General features: G+C 50.3%; 17 protein-coding genes and 5 tRNA genes. 21 read left to right on the top strand and 1 reads right to left on the bottom strand.

The window, feature by feature from the left end; genetic code table 11:
- The first annotated feature begins 38 nt into the window (after positions 1-38).
- The 6 genes from WMO29_RS03265 (at position 39) to WMO29_RS03240 (ending at position 7839) form a co-directional block, all read left to right on the top strand.
- Positions 39-1772 (top strand): ABC transporter ATP-binding protein, encoded by a 1734-nt coding sequence (locus tag WMO29_RS03265; protein ID WP_349163747.1) that lies wholly within the window; start codon positions 39-41, stop codon positions 1770-1772.
- A gap of 124 nt (positions 1773-1896) precedes the next feature.
- Positions 1897-2799 (top strand): DUF2156 domain-containing protein, encoded by a 903-nt coding sequence (locus tag WMO29_RS03260; protein ID WP_349163746.1) that lies wholly within the window; start codon positions 1897-1899, stop codon positions 2797-2799.
- 39 nt (positions 2800-2838) lie between these two features.
- The gene (gene hisC, locus WMO29_RS03255; protein ID WP_349163745.1) at positions 2839-3894 is read left to right on the top strand and encodes a histidinol-phosphate transaminase; all 1056 of its coding nucleotides are present in this window, start codon (positions 2839-2841) and stop codon (positions 3892-3894) included.
- A gap of 6 nt (positions 3895-3900) precedes the next feature.
- The gene (locus tag WMO29_RS03250) at positions 3901-4410 is read left to right on the top strand and encodes a COG2426 family protein (protein ID WP_349163744.1); all 510 of its coding nucleotides are present in this window, start codon (positions 3901-3903) and stop codon (positions 4408-4410) included.
- A 39-nt stretch (positions 4411-4449) separates the two neighbouring features.
- Positions 4450-5391: a diacylglycerol/lipid kinase family protein gene (locus WMO29_RS03245; protein WP_349163742.1), complete on the top strand. Its 942-nt coding sequence runs from the start codon at positions 4450-4452 to the stop codon at positions 5389-5391.
- Positions 5392-5715: 324 nt separating this feature from the next.
- Positions 5716-7839, top strand: a complete 2124-nt coding sequence (locus tag WMO29_RS03240) for a glutamine synthetase III family protein (protein WP_349163741.1) — start codon at positions 5716-5718, stop codon at positions 7837-7839.
- 216 nt (positions 7840-8055) lie between these two features.
- On the opposite strand, the gene WMO29_RS03235 is transcribed toward WMO29_RS03240, so the two are convergent.
- Positions 8056-9291 (bottom strand): helix-turn-helix domain-containing protein, encoded by a 1236-nt coding sequence (locus tag WMO29_RS03235; protein ID WP_349163740.1) that lies wholly within the window; start codon positions 9289-9291, stop codon positions 8056-8058.
- Between the two features lie 169 nt (positions 9292-9460).
- Between WMO29_RS03235 and WMO29_RS03230 the strand changes: the two genes are divergently transcribed.
- The 15 genes from WMO29_RS03230 (at position 9461) to WMO29_RS03160 (ending at position 22442) form a co-directional block, all read left to right on the top strand.
- Positions 9461-10060 carry a YitT family protein gene (locus WMO29_RS03230; RefSeq protein WP_349163739.1) on the top strand — a complete coding sequence of 200 codons (600 nt, stop codon included), beginning with the start codon at positions 9461-9463 and terminating at the stop codon, positions 10058-10060.
- 19 nt (positions 10061-10079) lie between these two features.
- On the top strand, positions 10080-11453 hold the full coding sequence (locus WMO29_RS03225) for an MFS transporter (protein ID WP_349163738.1): 1374 nt from the start codon (positions 10080-10082) through the stop codon (positions 11451-11453).
- On the top strand, positions 11450-12442 hold the full coding sequence (locus WMO29_RS03220) for an alpha/beta fold hydrolase (protein WP_186872400.1): 993 nt from the start codon (positions 11450-11452) through the stop codon (positions 12440-12442). Before WMO29_RS03225 ends, WMO29_RS03220 begins: the two co-directional genes overlap by 4 nt.
- Positions 12439-13668 (top strand): aminopeptidase, encoded by a 1230-nt coding sequence (locus WMO29_RS03215; RefSeq protein WP_186872401.1) that lies wholly within the window; start codon positions 12439-12441, stop codon positions 13666-13668. The genes WMO29_RS03220 and WMO29_RS03215 overlap by 4 nt, the downstream gene beginning before the upstream one ends.
- A 291-nt stretch (positions 13669-13959) precedes the next feature.
- Positions 13960-16071 carry a glutamine synthetase III family protein gene (locus WMO29_RS03210; protein WP_349163737.1) on the top strand — a complete coding sequence of 704 codons (2112 nt, stop codon included), beginning with the start codon at positions 13960-13962 and terminating at the stop codon, positions 16069-16071.
- Between the two features lie 154 nt (positions 16072-16225).
- A protein-coding gene (gene prfB, locus WMO29_RS03205; RefSeq protein ID WP_435391108.1) for a peptide chain release factor 2 occupies positions 16226-17345 on the top strand; the annotation gives its coding sequence in 2 pieces (ribosomal slippage) (positions 16226-16300 and positions 16302-17345; 1119 coding nt in all).
- A gap of 147 nt (positions 17346-17492) precedes the next feature.
- Positions 17493-17936 carry an ACT domain-containing protein gene (locus WMO29_RS03200; protein WP_158361781.1) on the top strand — a complete coding sequence of 148 codons (444 nt, stop codon included), beginning with the start codon at positions 17493-17495 and terminating at the stop codon, positions 17934-17936.
- A gap of 39 nt (positions 17937-17975) precedes the next feature.
- Positions 17976-19193 (top strand): homoserine dehydrogenase, encoded by a 1218-nt coding sequence (locus tag WMO29_RS03195; RefSeq protein ID WP_349163736.1) that lies wholly within the window; start codon positions 17976-17978, stop codon positions 19191-19193.
- Between the two features lie 6 nt (positions 19194-19199).
- The gene (locus WMO29_RS03190; RefSeq protein ID WP_349163735.1) at positions 19200-20411 is read left to right on the top strand and encodes a cofactor-independent phosphoglycerate mutase; all 1212 of its coding nucleotides are present in this window, start codon (positions 19200-19202) and stop codon (positions 20409-20411) included.
- Positions 20411-21619 carry an aspartate kinase gene (locus tag WMO29_RS03185; RefSeq protein ID WP_349163734.1) on the top strand — a complete coding sequence of 403 codons (1209 nt, stop codon included), beginning with the start codon at positions 20411-20413 and terminating at the stop codon, positions 21617-21619. Before WMO29_RS03190 ends, WMO29_RS03185 begins: the two co-directional genes overlap by 1 nt.
- Positions 21620-21726: 107 nt before the next feature.
- Positions 21727-21798, top strand: a tRNA-Glu gene (locus WMO29_RS03180).
- A gap of 4 nt (positions 21799-21802) precedes the next feature.
- A tRNA-Ile gene (locus WMO29_RS03175) sits at positions 21803-21876 on the top strand.
- Between the two features lie 31 nt (positions 21877-21907).
- A tRNA-Asp gene (locus WMO29_RS03170) sits at positions 21908-21981 on the top strand.
- 19 nt (positions 21982-22000) lie between these two features.
- Positions 22001-22086 (top strand) — tRNA-Leu (locus tag WMO29_RS03165).
- 282 nt (positions 22087-22368) lie between these two features.
- Positions 22369-22442, top strand: a tRNA-Arg gene (locus WMO29_RS03160).
- The last annotated feature ends 149 nt before the right edge of the window (positions 22443-22591 follow it).

The raw sequence follows: 22591 nt of genomic DNA, 5'->3' as shown, positions 1-22591 counted from the left end.
TAAGGGCGTCCGCGTGGCGCCCTTAAATTAGGTAGAATATGAGTAAAACAAACAACAAAAAGGTAAGCATTTTTTCTTATTATGGACCCTATAAGGGTCTTTTGGCGTTAGACCTGTTTTTCGCCACTCTGGGTGCCAGTGTAACGCTGGTTATGCCGTTGATCGTCCGGTATATTACCGGTACCGTCATTTATGAGGAGAGTGGCGCAGCCTGGCAGACCATCGTACGGCTGAGCGTGCTGATGCTGGTACTTCTTCTGGTAGAGCTGGGCTGCAATTTTTATATCACGTACTGGGGGCATCTGATGGGCGCACGTATGGAATACGGGATGCGCAATGACATTTTCGGGCATTATCAGAAGCTGGCCTTCACCTTCTATGACAACCAGAAGGTGGGTCAGCTCATGTCCCGGGTCACCAATGATCTGTTTGACATTACAGAGCTTCTGCACCATGGACCGGAAGATATTATTATCTCTCTGATTAAAATTGTGGGAGCGCTGGTGATTCTGGGGCATATCAATATGCGCCTGACGATTCTCACCGCATGCTTCCTGCCCTTTATCCTGGCCTTTGCCCTGTATCTGAACAAGCGGATGAAGCGGGTCTTTAAGGAGAACCGCGTAAAGATGGCAGATATCAACGGACAGATTGAGGACAACCTGTCCGGTATCCGGGTGGTAAAATCCTTTGCCAATGAAGACATAGAGATGCGAAAATTCAAGAAAGGAAATGAGCGTTTTCTGGCTACCAAGCGCCGCAGCTATCTCTATATGGGGACCTATCAGTCGGTACTGAACGCTATGCTGACAGCTGTGACGATTGTGGTAGTACTGGCCGGCTCCAGACTGATTGTAGATGGCAATATGGCCATTCCGGATCTGATCACATTCCTTTTATATATTGCAAACTTTACGGAGCCGGTAAAGAAACTCATTAACTTTACCGAACAGTTCCAGAATGGTTATTCCGGCTACACCAGATTTCGGGAAATCATGGATATCGAGCCGGATATTGCGGACAAAGAAGGCGCGAAGACGCTTACAGATGTGTGTGGAACGGTGGAGTTTCGGGATGTATCCTTCCGGTATGAGGACGCCACGGAGAAGGTGCTGGATCATGTGAGCCTTAACGTGCCGGCAGGCAGCTATGTGGCCCTGGTGGGTTCTTCCGGCGGCGGCAAGACGACCCTTTGCAGCCTGATTCCCAGGTTTTACGATGTGACCGGCGGAAGTGTCTGCATTGACGGAAATGATGTCCGCGATGTAACCCTTCAGAGCCTGCGTGAAAATATCGGTATCGTGCAGCAGGACGTCTATCTCTTTGCCGGAACAGTCATGGATAACATTCTCTACGGCAGGCCGGATGCTACCCGGGAAGAAGTGATTGAGGCGGCCAGGAATGCCAATGCTCATGATTTCATTATGGAACTGCCGGATGGTTATGACACGGATATCGGCCAGCGGGGCGTGAAGCTCTCCGGCGGTCAGAAGCAGCGTCTCTCCATCGCGAGAGTATTCCTGAAGAATCCGCGCATTCTTATTTTCGATGAGGCCACCAGCGCTCTGGACAATGAGAGCGAGCGCATCGTGCAGGAATCCCTGGAAACCCTGGCGAAGGATCGGACCACCTTCGTCATAGCGCACCGGTTATCTACGATACGCAATGCGGAGCGCATCCTGGTGCTGACCGAGAACGGCATCGCGGAAGAAGGAACCCACGAGGAGCTGATGGCCATGCACGGGGCCTATGAGAAGCTCTACAATATGTAAAATCTGAGCAAAAGAAAAAGCGCGGGATTACTTGAACTTCGCGCTTTTTTGCGATAGAATAGATATTCAGGAAAAATGAGTGGAATACTAAGAGGAAAGAAAAAGATATAAAAGGGAAAGATTTATGGAATTAAAAATGAAACGTCCGGAGATGGAGGACCGGGAACTGTTGAATCGGTATCTGTCCTATGCGGATACCAGAAGCTGTGAGATGGTCTTCGGCAATATTTATCTGTGGTCCCGGTTTTATAATACGGGCTTTGCCATCGTGGAGGACAATCTGGTGTTCGGCGAGGTAGACGGCGTCTATTCTTATACCTTTCCGGTGGGACCGGGAGATAAGAAAAAGACTATCGATGCGCTGATGGAGCATTGCAAAGAAAATGGAGAAAATTTCCAACTACACAACATTACGAAAGAGGATTTTGCGAAGCTGGAGGAACTGTATCCGGGCCGCTTTGAGATCAAGTATGACCGGAATTACGCCGACTATGTCTACGAGACCGAGAAGCTGGCGAAGCTCTCCGGCAAGAAGTATCACAGCAAGAAGAATCATGTGAATAAATTCATGAGCCTCTACGAGGACTGGGCCTACGAGCCGATTACCAAAGACAACGTGGAGGAGTGCTTCCAGATGATCCTGGAGTGGCGGCATGAAAACGGCTGCGACGGGGACGAGGAGAAGAATGCGGAGATCTGTGTAGCGCAGAATGCGTTGCGGTTATATGACGAGCTGGGATTCCGGGGCGGCGCGCTGCGTGTGAATGGCAAAATCGCAGCCTGCACCATCGGTGAGCCTGGCAACAAGAAGGATACCCTGATTGTCCATATTGAGAAGGCTCTGACCGAGGTGCAGGGAGCCTACACAGTCATCAACCAGCAGTTCGCCCTTCATGAGGGAGCGGCTTACCGGTATCTGAACCGGGAGGAGGATCTGGGCGAAGATGGTCTCAGGCAGGCAAAAATGTCTTACAAACCGGTATTTTTAATTGAAAAAGGGGTTGTAAGAGAGAAAGGTCTATTGTAAGATAGGAATATTCTTAGATTGCAAAAGAGGAGTCAGATTATGAAAGCATGGGAAGCAAATGTCCGCAAAGTCGTTCCCTATACACCGGGCGAACAGCCGAACCGACCGGGCATGATCAAACTGAATACCAATGAAAACCCGTATCCGCCCGCGCCGGGCGTGCTGAAGGCCCTGGAAGAGCTGGATACCGGCCGCCTGCGGCTCTATCCGGATCCGGCAGTGTCCGAACTGGTGAATGCGCTGGCAGAATATTATCATAAGGATCCGTCCTGCATCTTCGTTGGCGTGGGTTCCGACGATGTGATTGCCATGGCGTTCCAGACATTTTTTAATTCGGAAAAGCCGATTCTGTTCCCGGACATCAGCTATTCCTTCTACAGTGTCTGGGCGGATCTGTTCGGAATCAAGTATGAGCGCCCCGCTCTGGATGCAGATTTCCGGATTGTGAAGGCGGATTATTTTAAGGAAAACGGCGGCATTATTTTTCCGAACCCCAATGCGCCCACCGGTATCTATATGGAACTCGACCAGGTGGAGGAAATCATTTCCGGGAATCCGGACAGCATCGTGATTGTGGACGAGGCTTATGTGGATTTCGCCGGCCCTTCCGCCATGGAGCTGGTAGACAAGTATGATAACCTGCTGGTGGTACAGACCTTTTCCAAGTCCCGTTCCCTGGCCGGTATGCGGATTGGCTTCGCTGTGGGACAGCCCAGGCTTATCAAATACCTGAACGATGTAAAATATTCCTTTAATTCCTACACGATGAATCTGCCGAGCATCAAGCTTGGCGCGGCTGCCGTGAAGGATGAGGCTTATTTTAGAGAAACTGTGGGCAAAATTGTGGCCACAAGAGAACGCGTGAAGAAGGAGCTTACGGATCTTGGCTTTACCTTCCCGGACTCTCAGTCTAACTTTATTTTTGCCACACATAAGAGCTGGCCTGCAAAGGAGCTCTTTGAGGAACTAAAGAAAGAAGACATCTATGTGCGTTATTTCGCGTCCCCGCGAATCGACAATTATCTGCGGATCACCGTGGGCACAGATGAAGAAATGGATGCATTGCTTGCATTCCTGCGAAAGAAAGGAAATTAATTTATTATGACAGAAACACTGGTACAATGGTTTGTGCAGAATCTGGGCGGATCTGCGGCGAAAGAGCTGATTATTTTTATTATTTCCATGATCCCGATCCTGGAGCTCCGTGGCGGCCTTCTGGCAGCCGGACCGGCATTTTTAAATGTGCCCATGTGGCGCGCGATTCCCATCTGCATCATCGGCAATCTGATTCCAGTGCCGTTTATTCTGCTTTTTATTACGAAGATTTTTACCTGGCTGAAGGGCACGAAGCATCTGAAGCCCTTTGTGGAAAAGATGGAAAACCGGGCCATGAACAAGAAGGAGCAGATCGAAAGATACGAGTTTTGGGGACTTTTATTATTTGTAGGCATCCCACTTCCGGGTACCGGCGCATGGACCGGCTCCCTGATTGCGGCCCTGCTCGGCATCAAGTTTAAGAAGGCGTTCCCGGCGGTTACGCTCGGCATTCTGCTGGCGTCCTTCATTATGACGGTGTTGTCCTATACCGTTATCGGCGGTATCTTTGCTTAACAATTGTGGTGTGATTGCTTTTGACGAGGTGATTTGAAAATGCTGCATTTAGAGAAGAAACTGTTTTTTATCTATAATCCCCATGCAGGAAAAGAAAATATCAGAGGAAAGCTGTACGGTATCATTCAGGCCATGTCCGACGCCGGTTACGCGATTACCATTTACCCGACCCGCGCGCCTCAGGACGCTATAGAGCAGGTTCGGGATTTGCCGGACGATTACGATCTGGTGGTCTGCAGCGGCGGCGACGGTACTCTGGACGAGGTCATGACCGGTATGATGCAGAGAAAGCATAAGATTCCGGTGGGCTATATTCCGGCGGGTTCCTGCAATGATTTCGCCAGATCCTTACAGATTCCCAATAATATGGAGCAGGCGGCAGAAATCGCCGTGCGGGGTGTCAATTATTCCATTGATGTGGGTTCCTTAAATGACCGCAATTTCATCTATGTGGCGGCCTTTGGCATCTTTACGGATGTGTCTTACACGACGAAGCAGGAAATGAAGAATGTGCTGGGCCATATGGCTTACGTGCTGGAGGGCATGAAACAGCTCATGAATGTGAAGTCCTACAAGCTGAAGGTTACCAGCGAAGAGGCCACCTTTGAAGGGGATTTCCTCTTTGGGATGATTACCAATTCCAAGTCGGTGGGTGGCTTTAAGAGTATCATCGGAAAAAATGTGATTTTCGATGACGGGGTCTTTGAGATGACCTTTATTATGCGGCCAAAGAATCCCATGGAGCTGCAGGAGATTCTGGCGGCGCTGCTGATCGAACAGATTGATACCAAGTATATGTATTCTTTCCGGAGCTCCCGGGTGGTGATTGAATCCGAGGAGTCGGTGCCCTGGACGCTGGATGGTGAGTTCGGCGGCGAGCACACGCATGTGGAGATTACGAACAACCAGAGGGCGGTGGAGATCCGCATGCCGGAGGAGGTTCGGGATACGCTGGTGGCTGAGGAAGAAGAAGGATATTAAAAATAAATAGTGAACTGCCAAGAATAGCCTGGGTCCCCCCTTGGAAACAACGCGGATTTTGCTAACGTTTCCAAGGGGGACCCAGGCTATTCTTGGCAGAGATATACGTTGTGGATTGGTAAAAGGATGATGGTGATTCGTAAATAGGGCGGTATGAAGGTATAGGGATTTACTTCATATAGTGATAAACGGATAGTAGAAGAAATAATAAAAAACAGGGGTTTTTTATATCGACAGCAGAAAAAAATCGTGTTAAAGTACTAGGTAAAGAAATTTTTTGTGAGATATGGTAACTGACAACAAAGAGAATACGGGGAGAGGATTATGGAAGGGAAGACGAATATTTCCGAGATTTTCGGCGAAAATGTGTTTAATGATACGGTGATGCAGGAACGGCTGCCGAAGAAGATTTATAAGGAGCTGAAGCAGACCATCCGGGAGGGTAAGGAGCTTGACCTGGCGGTGGCTGATGTGGTGGCCCATGAGATGAAGGAATGGGCGCTGGAGCAGGGCGCAACCCATTATTCCCATTGGTTCCAGCCTCTGACCGGCGCGACGGCGGAGAAGCATGACGCGTTTCTGTCCGCGCCCAAGGCGGATGGGAAGGTACTGATGGAGTTCTCCGGTAAGGAATTGGTAAAGGGTGAGCCGGACGCGTCTTCCTTCCCGTCCGGAGGCCTGCGCGCCACTTTTGAGGCGAGAGGTTATACGGCCTGGGACTGCACTTCTCCGGCTTTTGTGAAGAAGGATGAGGACGGTTCCCGGGCAATTCTGTATATCCCGACGGCGTTCTGCTCTTATAAGGGTGAGGCTCTCGATCAGAAGACGCCGCTGCTTCGTTCCATGGAGGCCATTAATAAGCAGTCTTTACGCCTGCTCAGACTATTTGGCAATACGACCTCCAACCGTGTGACACCGTCTGTAGGTGTGGAGCAGGAGTATTTCCTGGTGGATCGGGAGAAGTATCTGAAGCGAAAGGATCTGATTTTTACCGGTCGGACTCTGTTTGGCGCCATGCCGCCGAAAGGACAGGAGCTGGATGATCATTATTTCGGTGTTATCCGTGAGCGGATTGCGGATTTCATGGAGGATGTAAATAAGGAGCTGTGGAAGCTGGGCGTGTCGGCCAAGACCCAGCATAATGAGGTAGCTCCGGGGCAGCATGAACTGGCTCCTATTTATGCGGAGTGTAATGTGGCTGTGGATCACAATCAGCTGATCATGGAGACGTTGAAGAAGGTGGCTTATCTTCATGGCCTGCAGTGTCTGCTTCATGAGAAGCCTTTTGCCGGGGTCAATGGTTCCGGTAAGCACAATAACTGGTCGCTGACTACCGATGACGGCATCAATCTTCTGGATCCGGGTAAAACGCCCCATGAGAATATCCAGTTTCTGCTGGTGCTGACCTGTATCCTGAAGGCCGTGGATGAGCATGCGGCCCTGCTTCGGGAGTCTGCTTCCGATGTGGGAAATGATCACCGTCTGGGCGCCAACGAGGCTCCGCCTGCGATTATCTCTGTTTATCTGGGCGACCAGCTGGAGGATGTGCTGTCTCAGCTTATCAGTACGGGTGAGGCGACCCACAGCATCAAGGGCGGCCATCTGCACACTGGTGTGCGGACCCTGCCGGATTTCGCCAAGGACGCCACCGACCGGAACCGTACTTCCCCCTTCGCGTTTACCGGTAATAAATTTGAGTTCCGTATGGTCGGCTCCCGTGATTCCGTGGCAGAGCCCAATGTGGTGCTGAATACCATTGCCGCAGAGGCATTTTCCGATGCCTGCGACGTGCTGGAGAAGGCGGACGACTTCGATATGGCCGTTCATGACCTGATTAAGCAGTACGCTTCTGAGCATCAGCGCATCGTATTCAACGGAAATGGTTATTCCGATGAGTGGGTAGAGGAGGCAGAGCGCAGAGGCCTGCCGAATATCAAGACCATGGTAGACTCCATTCCGGTGCTGAGTGAGGAGAAAACCGTACAGCTCTTTGAGAAGTTTGGCGTTTTCACCCGTGCCGAACTGGAATCCCGTGCGGAGATACAGTATGAGGCCTATTCCAAGGCAATTAACATTGAGGCGCGTTCCATGATTGATATTGCCAGCAAGCACATCATCCCGTCTGTGCTGCAGTATACCACCGCATTGGCAACCTCTATCAATCAGATTCGTTCTGCCTGCGCCGAGGCCAACATCAGTGTGCAGATCGAGCTTCTGAAGGATTGTTCTTCTCTGCTGGCCGCCACGAAGGCTGCTCTGAAAGCCCTGACCGAAGTAACCGAGAAGGCAGCAGCCACGACAGAAGGACGGGAGAGAGCTGTCTATATTCTGGAAAATGTAGTTCCCGCCATGGCAGCACTCCGCCAGCCTGTAGACAAGCTGGAGATGCTGGTAGCCAAGGATATGTGGCCGATGCCGTCCTATGGGGATCTGCTGTTTGAGGTATAAAAACAGTTGATGCTGATAATTAGAAATTATTAGCTATAATCAAATAAACATGAATAGGAGTATATAAAAGCGATTTTGTCACAGGTAAAACACTGGCAGAATCGCTTTTGTGTTGTGTGCCCGGCGGCGCACGTTTCTAACCGGTGTAAGTCCGGAATCCGTCGGTAGTGGGAAGGATATAGCTAAAGGCAAGCGGGGATTTTGTGTCAGCTTAATTTATGTTTCATTCTCCAACTTCTTCAAATACTCATAAATCTCCAACGCTACATAAATATTATAAAAATGATTGTGATCAGACAAGTCCAGTCCCGTGATTTCCTCTATTTTCTGCATGCGCAGAATCATGGAATTCCGGTGATAATTCAGAATTTGAGCGGTCTGTGTCAGGTTTCGCATTTGACGATAATAGGTGAGCAGCGTCAGATAATAATCCGTATGATTTTGCAGGTCATAGAGGAGAAGCGATCCTATGGTGTCTTCCACGTAGCGGCGGAGGAGTTCTACATCTGAAATCTCATATAGAAGGCGCTGAAAGCCCAGCTTGGAATAGTCGATGTAGGGAAGCTCTTCCGGATACAGATTTTCGATATAGATGGCGCGTTGGGCTTCAATATAGGAGCGGGGTGCCTGTTCCAGCGTGAAAATCAGAGAACCCTTCGCCACGCGGATACGAGCTCCCGGATACTGCTTTTCCAGCTTCTGAACGATAGAGAGAAAAAGCTGTGTGCTCTGGGTGGTGGGGCCGGAAGGGGAGACAGGGAGAATGACGGCGCAGGATTCCTGATGCTCCACCAGCCAGTAATTCGTGAGCTCTCCAGAGAGAAAAAAACGGATTTTAGAGTAAAAGCCAGAGAGTAGAGCGGCAGGATCCGCTACCTGTCTCTGCTGCACCGGTAATTTAAAATAATCGGGCAGATTGCAGAACTGAAACAGATACAGGCAATAGCTCTGACGGGGATTAATACCGTTGATGTAAGCCTGCGTAAGAAGATTGGGATCTTCGGCAGAGGCTTCTTCAAAAAGAAGTTTTTTCCAGAAGCTGGTTCCCCGCTTTTCCTGAAGATTGGACTGAACGATATAGGTAATGATATCGCGGGAAATATTATTGATATTTTCCGTAATGGACAGGGAAAATACGGGAAAAGCAAGTCGATCTGCTTCCAAGGCGACAGAATCAGGCAATTGCGGAAGCAGATCCGGATCCAGCAGAAAGATAAGCCCGGCCAGTCCGCATAGTTCTGCCTCCTGGATGGCAGAAAGCAGCATATCCTCCGAGGTATCGCGCCCTGCCGGATTATAGAAAATCAAATCGCCATAATTAACCCAGTTACCGAAAGGCTGGCTCAGAATAAAATAAACCCAGTTCATAGGGCGTGACAATCCCTTTTTCCCGCCCAGTAATTGAAGATTACGAAGAGATGGGATAGATAATAAATCACGGCAATGCGTCATTTTTGACCTCCTGAACACTGTGCAAACTGCACAGTCTATACTGTGAGTATAGTGTACCACATGCATCTTGTAAAGGCCAGTTTCATTTTTTATAATTAGAAAAGCAGTGAAAACAGAGATTACGTCGCTGCGACACTATGTATAGTAATGAAAACAGAAAGGTTTTTACATGAAGAAGAAATGGATAGGGGATTTCCTTGTGATTAGCCTGGGGTGTCTGATGATAGGAGTGGCGTTCAACGGCTTTTTTGACCGCTATGGGATGGCTCCGGGCGGATTGTCGGGGTTGTTTGTGATTATCAATCACATCTTACATATCGACCTGTGGATATCCAATCTGGTATTTAACATTCCTCTTTATATTGCGGCCTACAAGATTTTGTCAAAAGAAGAATGCCTGAAAACCCTGTGGGGAATTCTGGCTTGTTCCCTTGCTTTTAAGGCAACTGCCTTTTTGTCGGGATGGGATACGGTCAATAATCCCTGGGTGGCCTGCGCGCTTGGAGGAATTCTTCTGGGAACGGGAACCGGTATTATTTTTTCCGTAAAAGGAAGTACGGGAGGAACCGGTCTTCTGGCGACAATTCTGGAACGGTATATAAAGAGAATCAGCATTCCAAAGATTATGGGAGTGGCGGATGGCATCATTGTATTGCTGTCGGTGCTCTCATCCGGCGAGTGGATGACCGCAGTATATTCGGCTGCGGCGCTTGGAATCGTGGTATGGGTCAGCGATCGTATCATTGATCGGTGCCGGAAACAGGAATAAAAAATGAGGAGAAATGAATATGAATGAAAATGAAAAACTTCCGATGCGAGTGAAAGTGTGCTATGGAATCGGACATCTGGGTAATATGCTGCTGTTACTGATGAACGCGGTATTTCTGCTGTTCTTTTATACTGATGTGATTGGAATATCAGCCAGAGTGGCCACGGTTATTATTTTGATTGCAAGAGTCTGGGATGCCTTCAATGATCCGATGATGGGCGTAATTGTAGATAAAAAACAGCATGCGGGCGGAAAATGCCGCTATTTCCTGAAACTATTCGCGGTTCCGGCGGGCATATGCCTGGCCTTGAGCTATTTTGTTCCGTCTTTAAGCGGTTCTGTAAAGCTGATTTGGGTTGCGGTTACCTATATTCTGCAGGGAATGGCGCAGACGGCGGTATCCGTTCCGCTTTTCACCATGATGGCGCGTCTTTCCACCAATCAGGTGGAGAGAGCAAAGCTTGGCCAGTACCAGTCTTTTGCCAGCATCATCGCGAATCTGGCGGTTCCGGCTGTGACACTTCCTTTTGCGAAGGCTGTTGGAAGCGGAAATCTTCAGTTCGGTTTCTCAGTGGTAGCGATTGTATATGGTATTATTTTTGCAGTTTGTTTTCTGGTATGCTGGGCCGGAACCGCCGGATATGAGCACGAGCCGGATATCAAAGAAGAACAGGCGCCCAAAGTATCGGTCGGTGAGATTTTGAAGGCGTTATTCAGCAATAAGGTAGCGCTTCTGGTAGCCCTGTGCTATCTGATGTACTGTGTATATAGCACGTTGATGGGTAGCTCCCTAGTGTATTATCTGACCTATAATCTGAAAAATACAGACTTGATGTCAGCGTATTCTGTGCTCAGCACGGTAACAGGTTTTGCACCGATTTTTATGATGGTGGTTCTGGTAAAGAAATTTGGAAACGCAAAAACCACAATGCTGGCCTGCGGCGTAGTAGTACTGGGACAGCTGGCGCGTCTGATTTCCCATGATTCTGTGATTGGCTGTCTGTATTTCGGCTGGTGCATGGAGGGCGTGGGCGTGGCGCTGTTTGCAAGCATGGTCCGCCAGTGTATGCTGGATGCAATTGTGTATGGCGAATGGAAAACAGGCGTTTCCAATCAGGCAATTCTGATGAGTATTCTGACCTTTGCTCAGAAGCTGGGACAGGCAGTGGGCGGAATCGGAGCGGCGGCTTTGTTGGACTTCTTCGGATATGTTCCAAACGTGGAGACACAGGCACAGTCTGTATTGAATGTATTCTTTACGGAAAATGTGACTCTGCCGTTACTTATTTTCCTACTGACCATTGCGGTGATGTGTGTGATTGCGGGATATGAGAAGCAGATACCGAAAATGAAGGCGGAAATTGCAAAGCGGGAAATGGAGATGGCAGAATGAAAAAAATAGATGGATTAACTCCGGAGATTATAAAGCGGTCGGATGGACAGCCCTGCAGTGGACTTCTTTCGGTGGAGGGCCGCGAACTTTATGTGGAGACATATGGCCGCTATGGAAAACCGGCGATTCTTTTTCTACATGGCGGTCCGGGAACCAGCTGTGTAGAGCAGCAGGAGATGGCAGTACTGCTTTCGGAGAAGTACTTTGTGGTGTCCTTCGACCAGTATGGCGTATTTCGCTCCGGAGACATTGCGGACGATGAAATCTTCGGTATGCGGGAGCATGTCGAGCAGATGGAGCAGATGCGGAAACTTCTTGGAATTCAGGCATGGATTCTGTTGGGACATTCCTATGGCGGCATGCTGGTCTGCTACTATACATACTTACATCCGGAAAGTGTACTGGCATCCCTGTATGAGAATCCAGGCTGGAATTTTATTCAAAACGCAAAAGGAATCGCGCAGCATTATATCGACGCGTACTATCGTTTTCATCCGGATGAAAAGGAAGGGCTGGCTGCTGCGGAGGCGATTATCACAAAAGATTATACTGGACGGGAAGGAGAGTCTGTCTGGGATATTTTAAAAGCGCAACGGTATGTAAAAGATAAAAAAGTTACGATGTATATGCATTCCATCGAGCCGCATCAGTATTTTGACCTGTTTGAAAAATGCCACAAAGAACTGGAAGTGGATGAGGACTGGGTGGACGCCAAAGAGCTGCGTCATATTGAAAAGCTGGTGGAGGCGGGTGATATGTTTCTGGATCATAGACCGGAGATAGAGAAAAATCAGGCTCCTGCACTTCTCCTGAATGGAAAATACGATCCCGTATGTACGGAAAGAGATCGCATGTATTTTGCAAAGCATGCGCCCCATGGAAAAATCGTGCTGCTGGAAAATAGCGCGCATCATCCGCGGGTGGAACAGAAGGAGGAGTATCTTCAGGCAATCTTTGATTTCCTTCGGGATGAGGGACTGGAAGCATGATAGACAAGAAATATATGGATCGTTATGCAAAGCTGCTATTAAAATTCGGCGTGGCTTTTCAGAAGGGACAGAAGCTGGTGCTGGAGATTCCGGCAGAGGCAAAAGAACTTGCGGAGTCAATTCAAAAGGAGGCGGCAGAACGGGGAGCACGGAGTGTTTCCCTGTTCTACGTGGATGATACAGAGGATGCGGCACTTCTTTTGCGGGATCAGATTGCGTTTGAAGCAAAAATGAAAGATTACCGGGAAAAGCTTGAGAAGGCGTTAGAGGGAGACAGTGTCTCTTTGGCTTTTGTTTCCCCGGTGCCGTCGGTGGCCCGGATCTTGAAAGCCGAACAGCAACAGGAATATTCAGAGTGGAAAAATGATTTGCGGAATGTGGTTCGCAAAGCGATTAGAGGCAGACGGATTCAGTGGTGCTACGCCTGCTGCCCGAACAGTGACTGGGCGATGCAGGTATATCCGGAATGTTCCAGAGAGCAGGCGCTGGAGAAGCTGTGGGAGAAAACCGTAGAATTCTGTTATCTTGACCGGGAAGATCCGGTGGAGACGTGGCTGTCCTGTTATGATAGCCTGTATCGGCGGACAAAGTGGCTGAATAGTCTGGCCCTGGAGAGCATTCATTTCTGGAACCATACGGGTACGGATATTACCGTTGGATTAAATCCGCGCTGTATCTGGGAGGGCGGCCTGGAGCGGGAAAGCTACGATGGAACCTTTTATCAGTGTAATCTGCCCTCCTATGAAATCTGCACAACGACTCATAAGACACGAACAAATGGCAAGGTGTCTGCCTCCCGGCCTCTGTATATCCATGGCAGCAGGGTGGAAAATTTTACGTTGAAATTTCAAAATGGCCGTTTAGTAGAGATACAGGCAGAGACCGGGAAAGAAATACTGGAAACGGTATTGAGTAAGGATGAAGGATGCCATTATCTGGGAGAAATTGCTTTTGTGGAGAAAGATATACCCATAGCAAAAAGCGGGATGGTATTTGGAAATACCCTGTTGGATGAGAACGCCGCCTGCCATATGGCTCTTGGTTGTGGCTTCCCGGGAAATATAGAGGGAATTGATTCCAAGGATCTGATACAGGTGGAAAAAAGCGGTGTGAATCTGTCGGATGTACATCTGGATTTTATGTTTGGAACGGACGATCTGTGTGCAGATGGGTATTGTGAGAATGGAACGGTTGTAAAATTGTTTAGAAATGGGAAATTTTATTAAACCTGATTTCTATTATGCAATTTTACAGAAAATAATAAAATAAATCGAAAAAAACCCGTAACATTGCAAAAAAATGAAAGTTTTATGATTTTACACTTGATTTTTGAAAAAAAGCGGTGTAAGGTATTAGCATATTTGAAAGCGATGTGAACGAGGGCGTTCCGGTTATAGCCGGAGCGCCCTCTTTTGATCGCACTGTGACGAAAAGGTATCATGTCGCCAGGGCGACTCGTCGCAGGCGGAGAATCCTGTAAACAGGATTCTATTACAAGCAGAAAGGTGGAGTCTATTATGAGTGAATTTACGAATGTAGCGGAAATCTTTGGTTCCAATGTATTCAACGACGCGGTGATGCAGGAGCGTCTGCCGAAGAAGGTGTACAAGGAACTGAAAAAGACCATCGAGGAGGGCAAGGAGCTTGATCTGGCCACGGCCGACGTCATTGCCCATGAAATGAAGGAATGGGCCATCGAGAAGGGTGCCACCCATTACACCCACTGGTTCCAGCCGCTGACCGGCGTGACCGCTGAGAAGCATGATTCCTTTATCAGCGCACCGGATAAGAACGGCAAGGTGCTGATGAGCTTCTCCGGCAAAGAGCTGATCAAGGGCGAGCCGGACGCGTCTTCCTTCCCGTCAGGCGGACTTCGCGCTACCTTCGAGGCCAGAGGCTATACCGCATGGGACTGCACCTCTCCCGCATTTGTAAGACAGGATGCGGCAGGCGCGACCCTTTGCATTCCGACTGCGTTCTGTTCCTATACAGGTGAGGCGCTTGACCAGAAGACGCCGCTCTTACGTTCCATGGAAGCCATCAATGCAGAAGCGCTGAGACTGCTTCGTCTCTTTGGAAATACCACATCTAAGAGAGTAACCCCGTCCGTAGGACCGGAGCAGGAGTACTTCCTGGTAGACAAGGCGAAATATCTGCAGAGAAAAGACCTGATTTACACCGGCCGTACCCTGTTCGGAGCCATGCCGCCCAAGGGACAGGAGCTGGATGACCATTACTTCGGCAATATCCGTCAGCGTATCGCGGCCTTCATGAAAGAGGTCAACGAGGAGCTGTGGAAGCTGGGCGTCACAGCCAAGACCCAGCACAACGAGGTAGCTCCGGCACAGCATGAGCTGGCTCCGATTTACGCAGAGTGCAACGTGGCTGTAGACCACAACCAGATCGTGATGAAGACCCTGAAGATGGTAGCCTGCCGTCACGGACTGCAGTGCCTGCTTCATGAGAAGCCCTTCGCAGGCGTCAATGGTTCCGGTAAGCACAACAACTGGTCCATCACCACAGACGACGGCATCAACCTGCTGGATCCGGGCACCACACCCCATGAGAACATTCAGTTCCTGCTGGTACTGGCCTGCATCCTGAAGGCGGTTGATACCCATGCAGACCTGCTCCGTGAGTCCGCGGCAGATGTCGGAAACGACCACCGTCTGGGCGCAAACGAGGCGCCGCCCGCTATCATCTCCGTATTCCTGGGCGAGCAGCTGGAGGATGTGGTAGAGCAGCTGATCAGCACCGGCGAGGCGACACACAGCCTGAAGGGCGGAAAGCTGGAGACCGGCGTTAAGACCCTGCCGGATCTGACCAAGGACGCCACCGACCGTAACCGTACTTCACCGTTTGCGTTTACCGGCAACAAGTTTGAGTTCCGTATGGTAGGCTCCAAGGACTCCATCGCGGCTCCGAACATCGTGCTGAACACCATCGTGGCAGAGGCGTTCGCGGAGGCCAGTAACGTACTGGAGAAGGCAGACGACTTTGAGATGGCTGTACATGACCTGATTAAGAAGTATCTGACCGAGCATCAGAGAATCGTTTTCAATGGAAACGGTTACTCCGACGCCTGGGTGGAGGAGGCAGAGCGCCGCGGACTTCCGAACATCAAGTCCATGGTAGATGCCATCCCGGCCCTGACCACCGACAAGGCCATCGGTCTGTTCGAGAAGTTCCACGTATTCACCAAGGCCGAGCTGGAATCCCGTGCGGAAATCCAGTATGAGACCTACGCAAAGGCCATCAACATCGAGGCAAAGGCTATGATCGATATCGCAAGCAAGCAGATTATTCCGGCAGTCATCAAGTACACCAAGTCTCTGGCAGACACCGTGAACTCTGTAACTGCAGCAGGCGCAGAGGCAAGCGTACAGAGCGAGCTTCTTGCAGAGACCAGCGGCCTGCTTTCTGATACCAAGGTAGCCCTGCAGAAGCTGATTGACCTTGACAAGAAGTCCGAGGAGGTTCCGGAGGGAACCGAACTGGCACACTATTTCCACGAGGAAATCGTACCGGCTATGGCCGAGCTTCGCGCTCCGGTTGACGCTCTGGAGATGATTGTCGACAAAGAGATGTGGCCGATGCCGTCCTATGGCGATCTGATGTTTGAGGTATAAGTAGTACATAATATAGGAAAGAAAGGGAGCTTCGCCGTCAGGCGAGGCTCCTTTTTCGGGCTGTTTCGCACATTTCCCTTGCGTCCGTGTACGCCCTTTGCTATACTTAAAAATAGCGCACAGACGCGAATTGTATAAAGAAAGAGGTGGGAAAATGGTAGAATTAGATCAGTTTAAATACACACTGAACGGCTATCAGGGACCATTAGTAGAATTGAGGGATTCACTTTGACCTGGCTAACAAGGCAAAGCGAATCGAGGAATTAGAGAGAGAGATGGAGGCTCCCGGCTACTGGGATGACCCGGAGAAGTCCCAGGAAGGCATGAAGGAGCTGAAAAACTTAAAGGACGAGGCAGAGGATTATCACGCCCTGGAGCAGCAGTACGAGGACATTGAGACACTGATTGAGATGGGAAATGAGGAAAATGACCCGGATCTGGTGCCGGAGGTCCAGGCGGAGCTGGAGGCCTTTGCAGCCAAGCTGGATTCCATGACCATCAAGACCCTGCTGTCCGGAGAATATGACCGAAACAACGCAATTCTGAAGCTGAACGCAGGCGCGGGCGGCACCGAGAGCTGCGACTGGGCGGGCATGCTGTACCGCATGTATACACGCTGGGCGGAGCGCCACGGCTTCACAGTGGAAGTGTTGGACTATCTGGACGGAGACGAGGCCGGTATCAAGTCTGTGACCTTTCAGGTCAACGGTGAGAATGCTTACGGTTATCTGAAGTCCGAGAAGGGCGTCCACCGTCTGGTACGTATCTCCCCGTTCAATGCACAGGGTAAGCGTCAGACATCCTTCGTATCCCTGGACGTCATGCCAGATATCGAGGGTGATATCAATGTGGAAATTCGTGACGAGGATCTGCGTATCGATACGTATCGTTCCAGCGGCGCGGGCGGCCAGCATATCAATAAGACATCATCGGCCATCCGTATCACCCATCTGCCTACAGGTATCGTGGTACAGTGCCAGAATGAGCGTTCCCAGTTCCAGAATAAGGACAAGGCCATGCAGATGCTGAAGGCCAAGCTGTATCTCCTGGAGCAGCAGAAGAATCAGGAAATGCTGTCCGGTATCCGCGGCGAGGTTAAGGACATCGGCTGGGGCAACCAGATTCGATCCTATGTAATGCAGCCCTATACGCTGGTGAAGGATCACCGCACCGGTCAGGAAATCAGCAATGTGAACGCGGTCATGGACGGCAATATTGATCCGTTTATCAATGCGTATCTGAAATGGATTACGGTGAAACCGGAAGAAGAATAGAATATGCGCATTTTCAGATGTAGGAAATTCGTAAGAATTTTCTACATCCTTTTACTTGCAATCTTAGCTGTAGTGTGATACGATTCTAACAGTTTAATCCACGACAGACACACAAGTGTTTCTGGATAACGAACATGGAGGGAAAAGATGTCAGAAAAAAGCAAATATTTTGTAGTCACACAGAAGGCAGTCCCCGAGGTACTTCTGAAGGTGGTAGAGGCCAAGCGTCTTCTGGACTCTTCCAAGGCCATTACCGTGCAGGAGGCCACAGACCGGGTGGGTATCAGCCGGAGCTCCTTCTATAAATATAAGGATGATATTTTTCCCTTCCATGACAATTCCAAGGGAAAAAGCATCACCTTTGTATTGCAGATGGACGACGAGCCGGGACTGTTGTCCCTGGTACTGAAGACCATCGCGGATTATAAGGGCAATGTCCTGACGATCCATCAGACCATTCCGATCAACGGCGTGGCTTCCCTGACCCTGACGGTGGATATTCTGCCGACCACGGGGGATGTATCGTCCATGATCGATCAGATAGAGAGCCAGCCCGGCATCCATTATCTGAAGATCTTAGCAAGTGAATAGAGGTTCACAAATAAGATTAACAAAAGGAGCAAAAGACAAATGATTCAGATAGCAGTTATGGGCTACGGCACCGTAGGTTCAGGCGTGGTAGAGGTCCTGAGCACCAATCAGGCATCTATTGATAAGCGAGTAGGCGAAGAGGTTCGCGTCAAATATGTACTGGACCTGCGTGATTTCCCGGGCGACCCGGTAGAATCCGTTCTGGTTCACGATTTCGAGACCATTGTAAATGATCCCGAAGTAAAAGTAGTGGTCGAGGTTATGGGAGGCGTGGAGCCTGCGTATACCTTTACCAAGCGGTGTCTGCTGGCTGGAAAAAGCGTATGCACATCCAACAAGGCCCTGGTGGCAGCCCACGGTGCGGAGCTTCTTCAGATTGCGAAAGACAAGAACCTGAACTATCTCTTCGAGGCCAGCGTAGGCGGCGGCATTCCGATTATCCGTCCTCTTCAGACCTGCCTGACCGCAGATGAGATCGTGGAAATCAGCGGTATCCTGAACGGAACCACCAACTATATCCTGACCAATATGACCTACGGCGGAGCAAGCTTTGATGACGCGCTGAAGGACGCCCAGGACAAGGGCTATGCGGAGCGCAATCCGGAAGCGGATGTGGAAGGCCACGACGCCTGCCGGAAAATTGCGATCCTGACTTCTCTGGTAAGTGGTCAGAGAGTGGATTTCGAAGATATCTATACCGAGGGCATCACGAAGGTAACCGCTGAGGATATCAAGTATGCCGATAAGCTTGGACGCGTGATCAAGCTTCTGGCCATGAGCAAGAAAGAAGCAGACGGCAAATATTATGCTATGGTAGCGCCGTTCCTCATCGACGCAGCCAACCCGCTTTACAGTGTAAACGGCGTGTTCAACGCTATTTTCGTAGAGGGCAATATGCTGGGCGATTCCATGTTCTATGGAAGCGGAGCAGGCAAGCTCCCCACCGCCAGCGCTGTGGCAGCCGATGTGGTAGACGCATGCAAGAACCTGAACGAGAATCTGGGCTTCTACTGGAGCGATGAGAAGCTGGTTCTGGGCGACACCGGAGACGACAAGAGACGCTTCCTGGTTCGCGTGGAGGGCGACGCTCAGGCGGACAAAGCGGCTATGGAAGCCCTGTTTGGACCGGTTGAGGTTGTAGACGCAGACCTGGCAGGCGAGTTCGGTTTTGTGACGGTCAGCTTAAATGAAGCAGAGTACGCGGAGCGCGCCGCGAAGAGCGACAAAATTCTGAACCGCATCCGCGTGGAGGGATAGAAGGCCATGAAGTATGTGATTGTACTTGGCGACGGTATGGCTGACGAGCCCATTGAGGCTCTGGGAGACAGGACACCGCTGGAATACGCCGAGACGCCGACCATGGATGTATTGGCGAAGAAGTCCGAGATTGGACTGGCACACACCATTCCGGAAGGTATGAAGCCGGGCAGCGATACGGCGAACCTGTCGGTACTGGGATATGACCCAAAGAAATATTATACCGGACGTTCCCCGCTGGAGGCTTTGAGCATCGGCGTGGATATGAAGCCTGACGATATCGCCCTTCGGACCAACCTGATTACCGTATCCGACGGTGACGAGCCTTATGAAGAAAAAACGATTATCGACCACAGCTCCAGCGAAATCAGCACCGAGGACGCGGCGATTTTACTGGACGCAGTCCGCAAAGAGCTGGAAAATGACAGGTATCATTTTTATGTGGGAACCAGCTACCGCCATCTGCTCATCTGGGATAAGGGAAGCGTGGTAGAGCTGACACCGCCCCACGACGTGCTGGGACGGAAGGTGGGCGATTACCTGCCGTCTGATCCGGTTCTCCGGGAAATGCAGAAGAAGAGCTATGAGATTCTCTCCAGGCATCCGCTAAATGTCAAGCGTAAGGAGCAGGGCCTGAACCCGGCCAACTCCTGCTGGTTCTGGGGCGCGGGTACCAGACCGGCCTTAAGCTCCTTTGAGGAGAAAAATCACAAAACAGGCGCCATGATTTCCGCGGTTGATCTCTTAAAGGGCATTGCGGTGGGAGCAGGCATGAAGAATATTGAGGTAGAGGGGGCCAACGGTCAGCTTCACACCAACTATGAGGGCAAGGCTCAGGCAGCCGCGGACGCGCTTTTAAAGGATGGCTATGATTTTGTCTATGTCCATGTGGAGGCTCCCGATGAAATGGGCCACCAGGGCAGTGTAGAGAGGAAGGTTCAGGCTATCGAATATCTGGATCAGCGTCTGATTGCCCGCTTAAAAGAGGCTCTGGACGCCTCCGACGAGGATTATAGGATGATGATTCTGCCGGATCACCCGACCCCGATCTGCGTGCGGACCCACACCAGCGATCCGATTCCCTATCTGCTTTATGACAGCAGAAAGGCCTTCGAGGACGGCGCGGGCGTCTACAATGAGAAGGCGGCAAAGGCGGGCGGCATCGAAGTGATGCATGGCTACGAGCTGATCGACAAACTGTTTGAGGAGAAAAAGTAATGCTGATAGTGAAAAAATTTGGCGGAACCTCTGTAGGGGATAAGGACCGCATCATGAATGTGGCAAGAAGATGCGCAGAGGATTTCAAAAAGGGCAACGACATTGTGCTCGTCCTTTCCGCAATGGGTAAGACTACGGACGAGCTGATTGCCAAGGCGAAGGAGATTAATCCGGATCCGCCCAAGCGCGAGCTGGATATGCTTTTGACCACAGGTGAGCAGGTTTCTGTAGCGATGATGGCGATGGCTTTCGATACCATGGATATCCCGGCGGTATCCCTGAATGCGTTCCAGGTCCGGATGCACACCACCCGGGTACATGGCAATGCGCGTCTGAAACGCATTGATACAGACCGCATCATGCACGAGCTGGAGCATCGCCGTATCGTCATCGTGACCGGCTTCCAGGGCGTGAATAAATACGACAACTACACCACACTGGGCCGCGGCGGTTCCGATACCACAGCTGTAGCGCTGGCAGCCGCCCTGCACGCGGACGCCTGTGAGATCTACACGGACGTGGATGGTGTATACACAGCCGACCCGCGTATCGTACCGAAGGCGCGGAAGCTGGAGGAGATTACTTATGATGAAATGCTGGATCTGGCGACGCTTGGCGCAGGCGTTCTGCACAACCGTTCCGTGGAGATGGCGAAGAAATACGGCGTACAGCTTGTGGTACGCTCCAGCTTAAATGATCATGAAGGAACCATTGTGAAGGAGGAAACGAGCGTGGAAAGAATGTTAATCAGCGGCGTGGCGCTGGACAAAAATACAGCCAGAATTTCAGTTATCGGTCTGAAGGATGAGCCGGGTATGGCCTTCCGACTCTTCAATATGCTGGCAAAAGAGGGTATCAACGTAGACGTAATCCTGCAGTCTATCGGACGTGAGAACAGCAAGGATATCTCCTTCACGATATCCCGTGACGAGGCGGATGAGGCAGTGAAGATCATTGAGGCTAATAAGGCCCGCATTGGCTGCACCGGCATTTCCTGCAATAAGGAAGTGGTCAAAGTCTCCATCGTAGGCGCAGGCATGATGTCCAACCCGGGCGTGGCTGCGAAGATGTTCGAGGCGCTGTTCAACGAGAATATCAATATCAATATGATTTCCACATCCGAGATTCGGATCACGGTGCTGATCAACGAGAAGGATGCGGAGAGAGCAGTGAATGCAGTACATGACGCATTCGGTCTGGAAGAGTAAAAAAAACACTTGCCAAACGGGCCAAAGTGTGGTAGCATATCTAATGTTCAGGACATTTCTGTTCTGCCACACGATGGCCCCCAGGGGCAACGTAAGAAACAAGATGCGGCTCCTTGGTCAAGCGGTTAAGACATCGCCCTTTCACGGCGGTAACACGGGTTCGATTCCCGTAGGAGTCATTACGGACCCATAGCTCAGTTGGTTAGAGCAACCGGCTCATAACCGGTCGGTCCTGGGTTCGAGTCCCCGTGGGTCCACTTAAAAAAACTATACATGACAATTTCATATGGCCCGATGGCTCAGTTGGTTAGAGCGCCGCCCTGTCACGGCGGAGGTCGTGGGTTCGAGTCCCATTCGGGTCGCTTGCACTTAAGTGCATATGCCGGCATGGCGGAACTGGCAGACGCACAGGACTTAAAATCCTGCGGGACTAACCTCCCGTACCGGTTCGATTCCGGTTGCCGGCATGAAAGAAGCTCCGAATTCTTACAGAAGATAAGAATTCGGAGCTTTTTGTATACCTTTACAAAGTAAAATGGATATGTGCTGGATTTGGATGCGGAATGTGTGGATGGAAAAAATTTTGTAGAATCAACTGTGCAGGGAAGCGGACGAAAAACATATGAGGTGAATAAAGGTTTTAATAAATAGACAGAAAATTCTGAATTTAAAAAAGCGCTTGCATTACCCAGTGATGTGTGCTATTATAATCAGGCAGTCAGGAAACAGTACTTGCAAATGACTGAGATGTGGGCGTAGCTCAGCTGGATAGAGCGTTTGGCTACGGACCAAAAGGTCGGGGGTTCGAATCCTCTCGCCCACGCTGAAGAAAAGGGAATTCTGAGAAATCAGAGTTCCTTTTTTCATTTTGTGGAGTTATAATCAGAATTAAGGTAACAAAACAACGGAAAGTGTGTATTGCTATTTTCACAGGAATTTGCTATATAATATAGGCAGAGTGTTATGAGGGTA

Source organism: Laedolimicola intestinihominis (genome assembly GCF_040096155.1).
GTDB lineage: Bacteria > Bacillota > Clostridia > Lachnospirales > Lachnospiraceae > Laedolimicola > Laedolimicola intestinihominis.
The sequence above is the reverse complement of the archived record's forward strand: the minus strand, read 5'-3'. Positions and strand labels throughout refer to the sequence as shown.

Excerpts from the sequence above, each read along its gene's own strand:
- WMO29_RS03265 (WP_349163747.1), top strand. The coding sequence starts at position 39 with ATGAGTAAAACAAACAACAAAAAGGTAAGCATTTTTTCTTATTATGGA.
- WMO29_RS03260 (WP_349163746.1), top strand. The coding sequence starts at position 1,897 with ATGGAATTAAAAATGAAACGTCCGGAGATGGAGGACCGGGAACTGTTG.
- hisC (WP_349163745.1), top strand. The coding sequence starts at position 2,839 with ATGAAAGCATGGGAAGCAAATGTCCGCAAAGTCGTTCCCTATACACCG.
- WMO29_RS03250 (WP_349163744.1), top strand. The coding sequence starts at position 3,901 with ATGACAGAAACACTGGTACAATGGTTTGTGCAGAATCTGGGCGGATCT.
- WMO29_RS03245 (WP_349163742.1), top strand. The coding sequence starts at position 4,450 with ATGCTGCATTTAGAGAAGAAACTGTTTTTTATCTATAATCCCCATGCA.
- WMO29_RS03240 (WP_349163741.1), top strand. The coding sequence starts at position 5,716 with ATGGAAGGGAAGACGAATATTTCCGAGATTTTCGGCGAAAATGTGTTT.
- WMO29_RS03235 (WP_349163740.1), bottom strand. The coding sequence starts at position 9,291 with ATGACGCATTGCCGTGATTTATTATCTATCCCATCTCTTCGTAATCTT.
- WMO29_RS03230 (WP_349163739.1), top strand. The coding sequence starts at position 9,461 with ATGAAGAAGAAATGGATAGGGGATTTCCTTGTGATTAGCCTGGGGTGT.
- WMO29_RS03225 (WP_349163738.1), top strand. The coding sequence starts at position 10,080 with ATGAATGAAAATGAAAAACTTCCGATGCGAGTGAAAGTGTGCTATGGA.
- WMO29_RS03220 (WP_186872400.1), top strand. The coding sequence starts at position 11,450 with ATGAAAAAAATAGATGGATTAACTCCGGAGATTATAAAGCGGTCGGAT.
- WMO29_RS03215 (WP_186872401.1), top strand. The coding sequence starts at position 12,439 with ATGATAGACAAGAAATATATGGATCGTTATGCAAAGCTGCTATTAAAA.
- WMO29_RS03210 (WP_349163737.1), top strand. The coding sequence starts at position 13,960 with ATGAGTGAATTTACGAATGTAGCGGAAATCTTTGGTTCCAATGTATTC.
- WMO29_RS03200 (WP_158361781.1), top strand. The coding sequence starts at position 17,493 with ATGTCAGAAAAAAGCAAATATTTTGTAGTCACACAGAAGGCAGTCCCC.
- WMO29_RS03195 (WP_349163736.1), top strand. The coding sequence starts at position 17,976 with ATGATTCAGATAGCAGTTATGGGCTACGGCACCGTAGGTTCAGGCGTG.
- WMO29_RS03190 (WP_349163735.1), top strand. The coding sequence starts at position 19,200 with ATGAAGTATGTGATTGTACTTGGCGACGGTATGGCTGACGAGCCCATT.
- WMO29_RS03185 (WP_349163734.1), top strand. The coding sequence starts at position 20,411 with ATGCTGATAGTGAAAAAATTTGGCGGAACCTCTGTAGGGGATAAGGAC.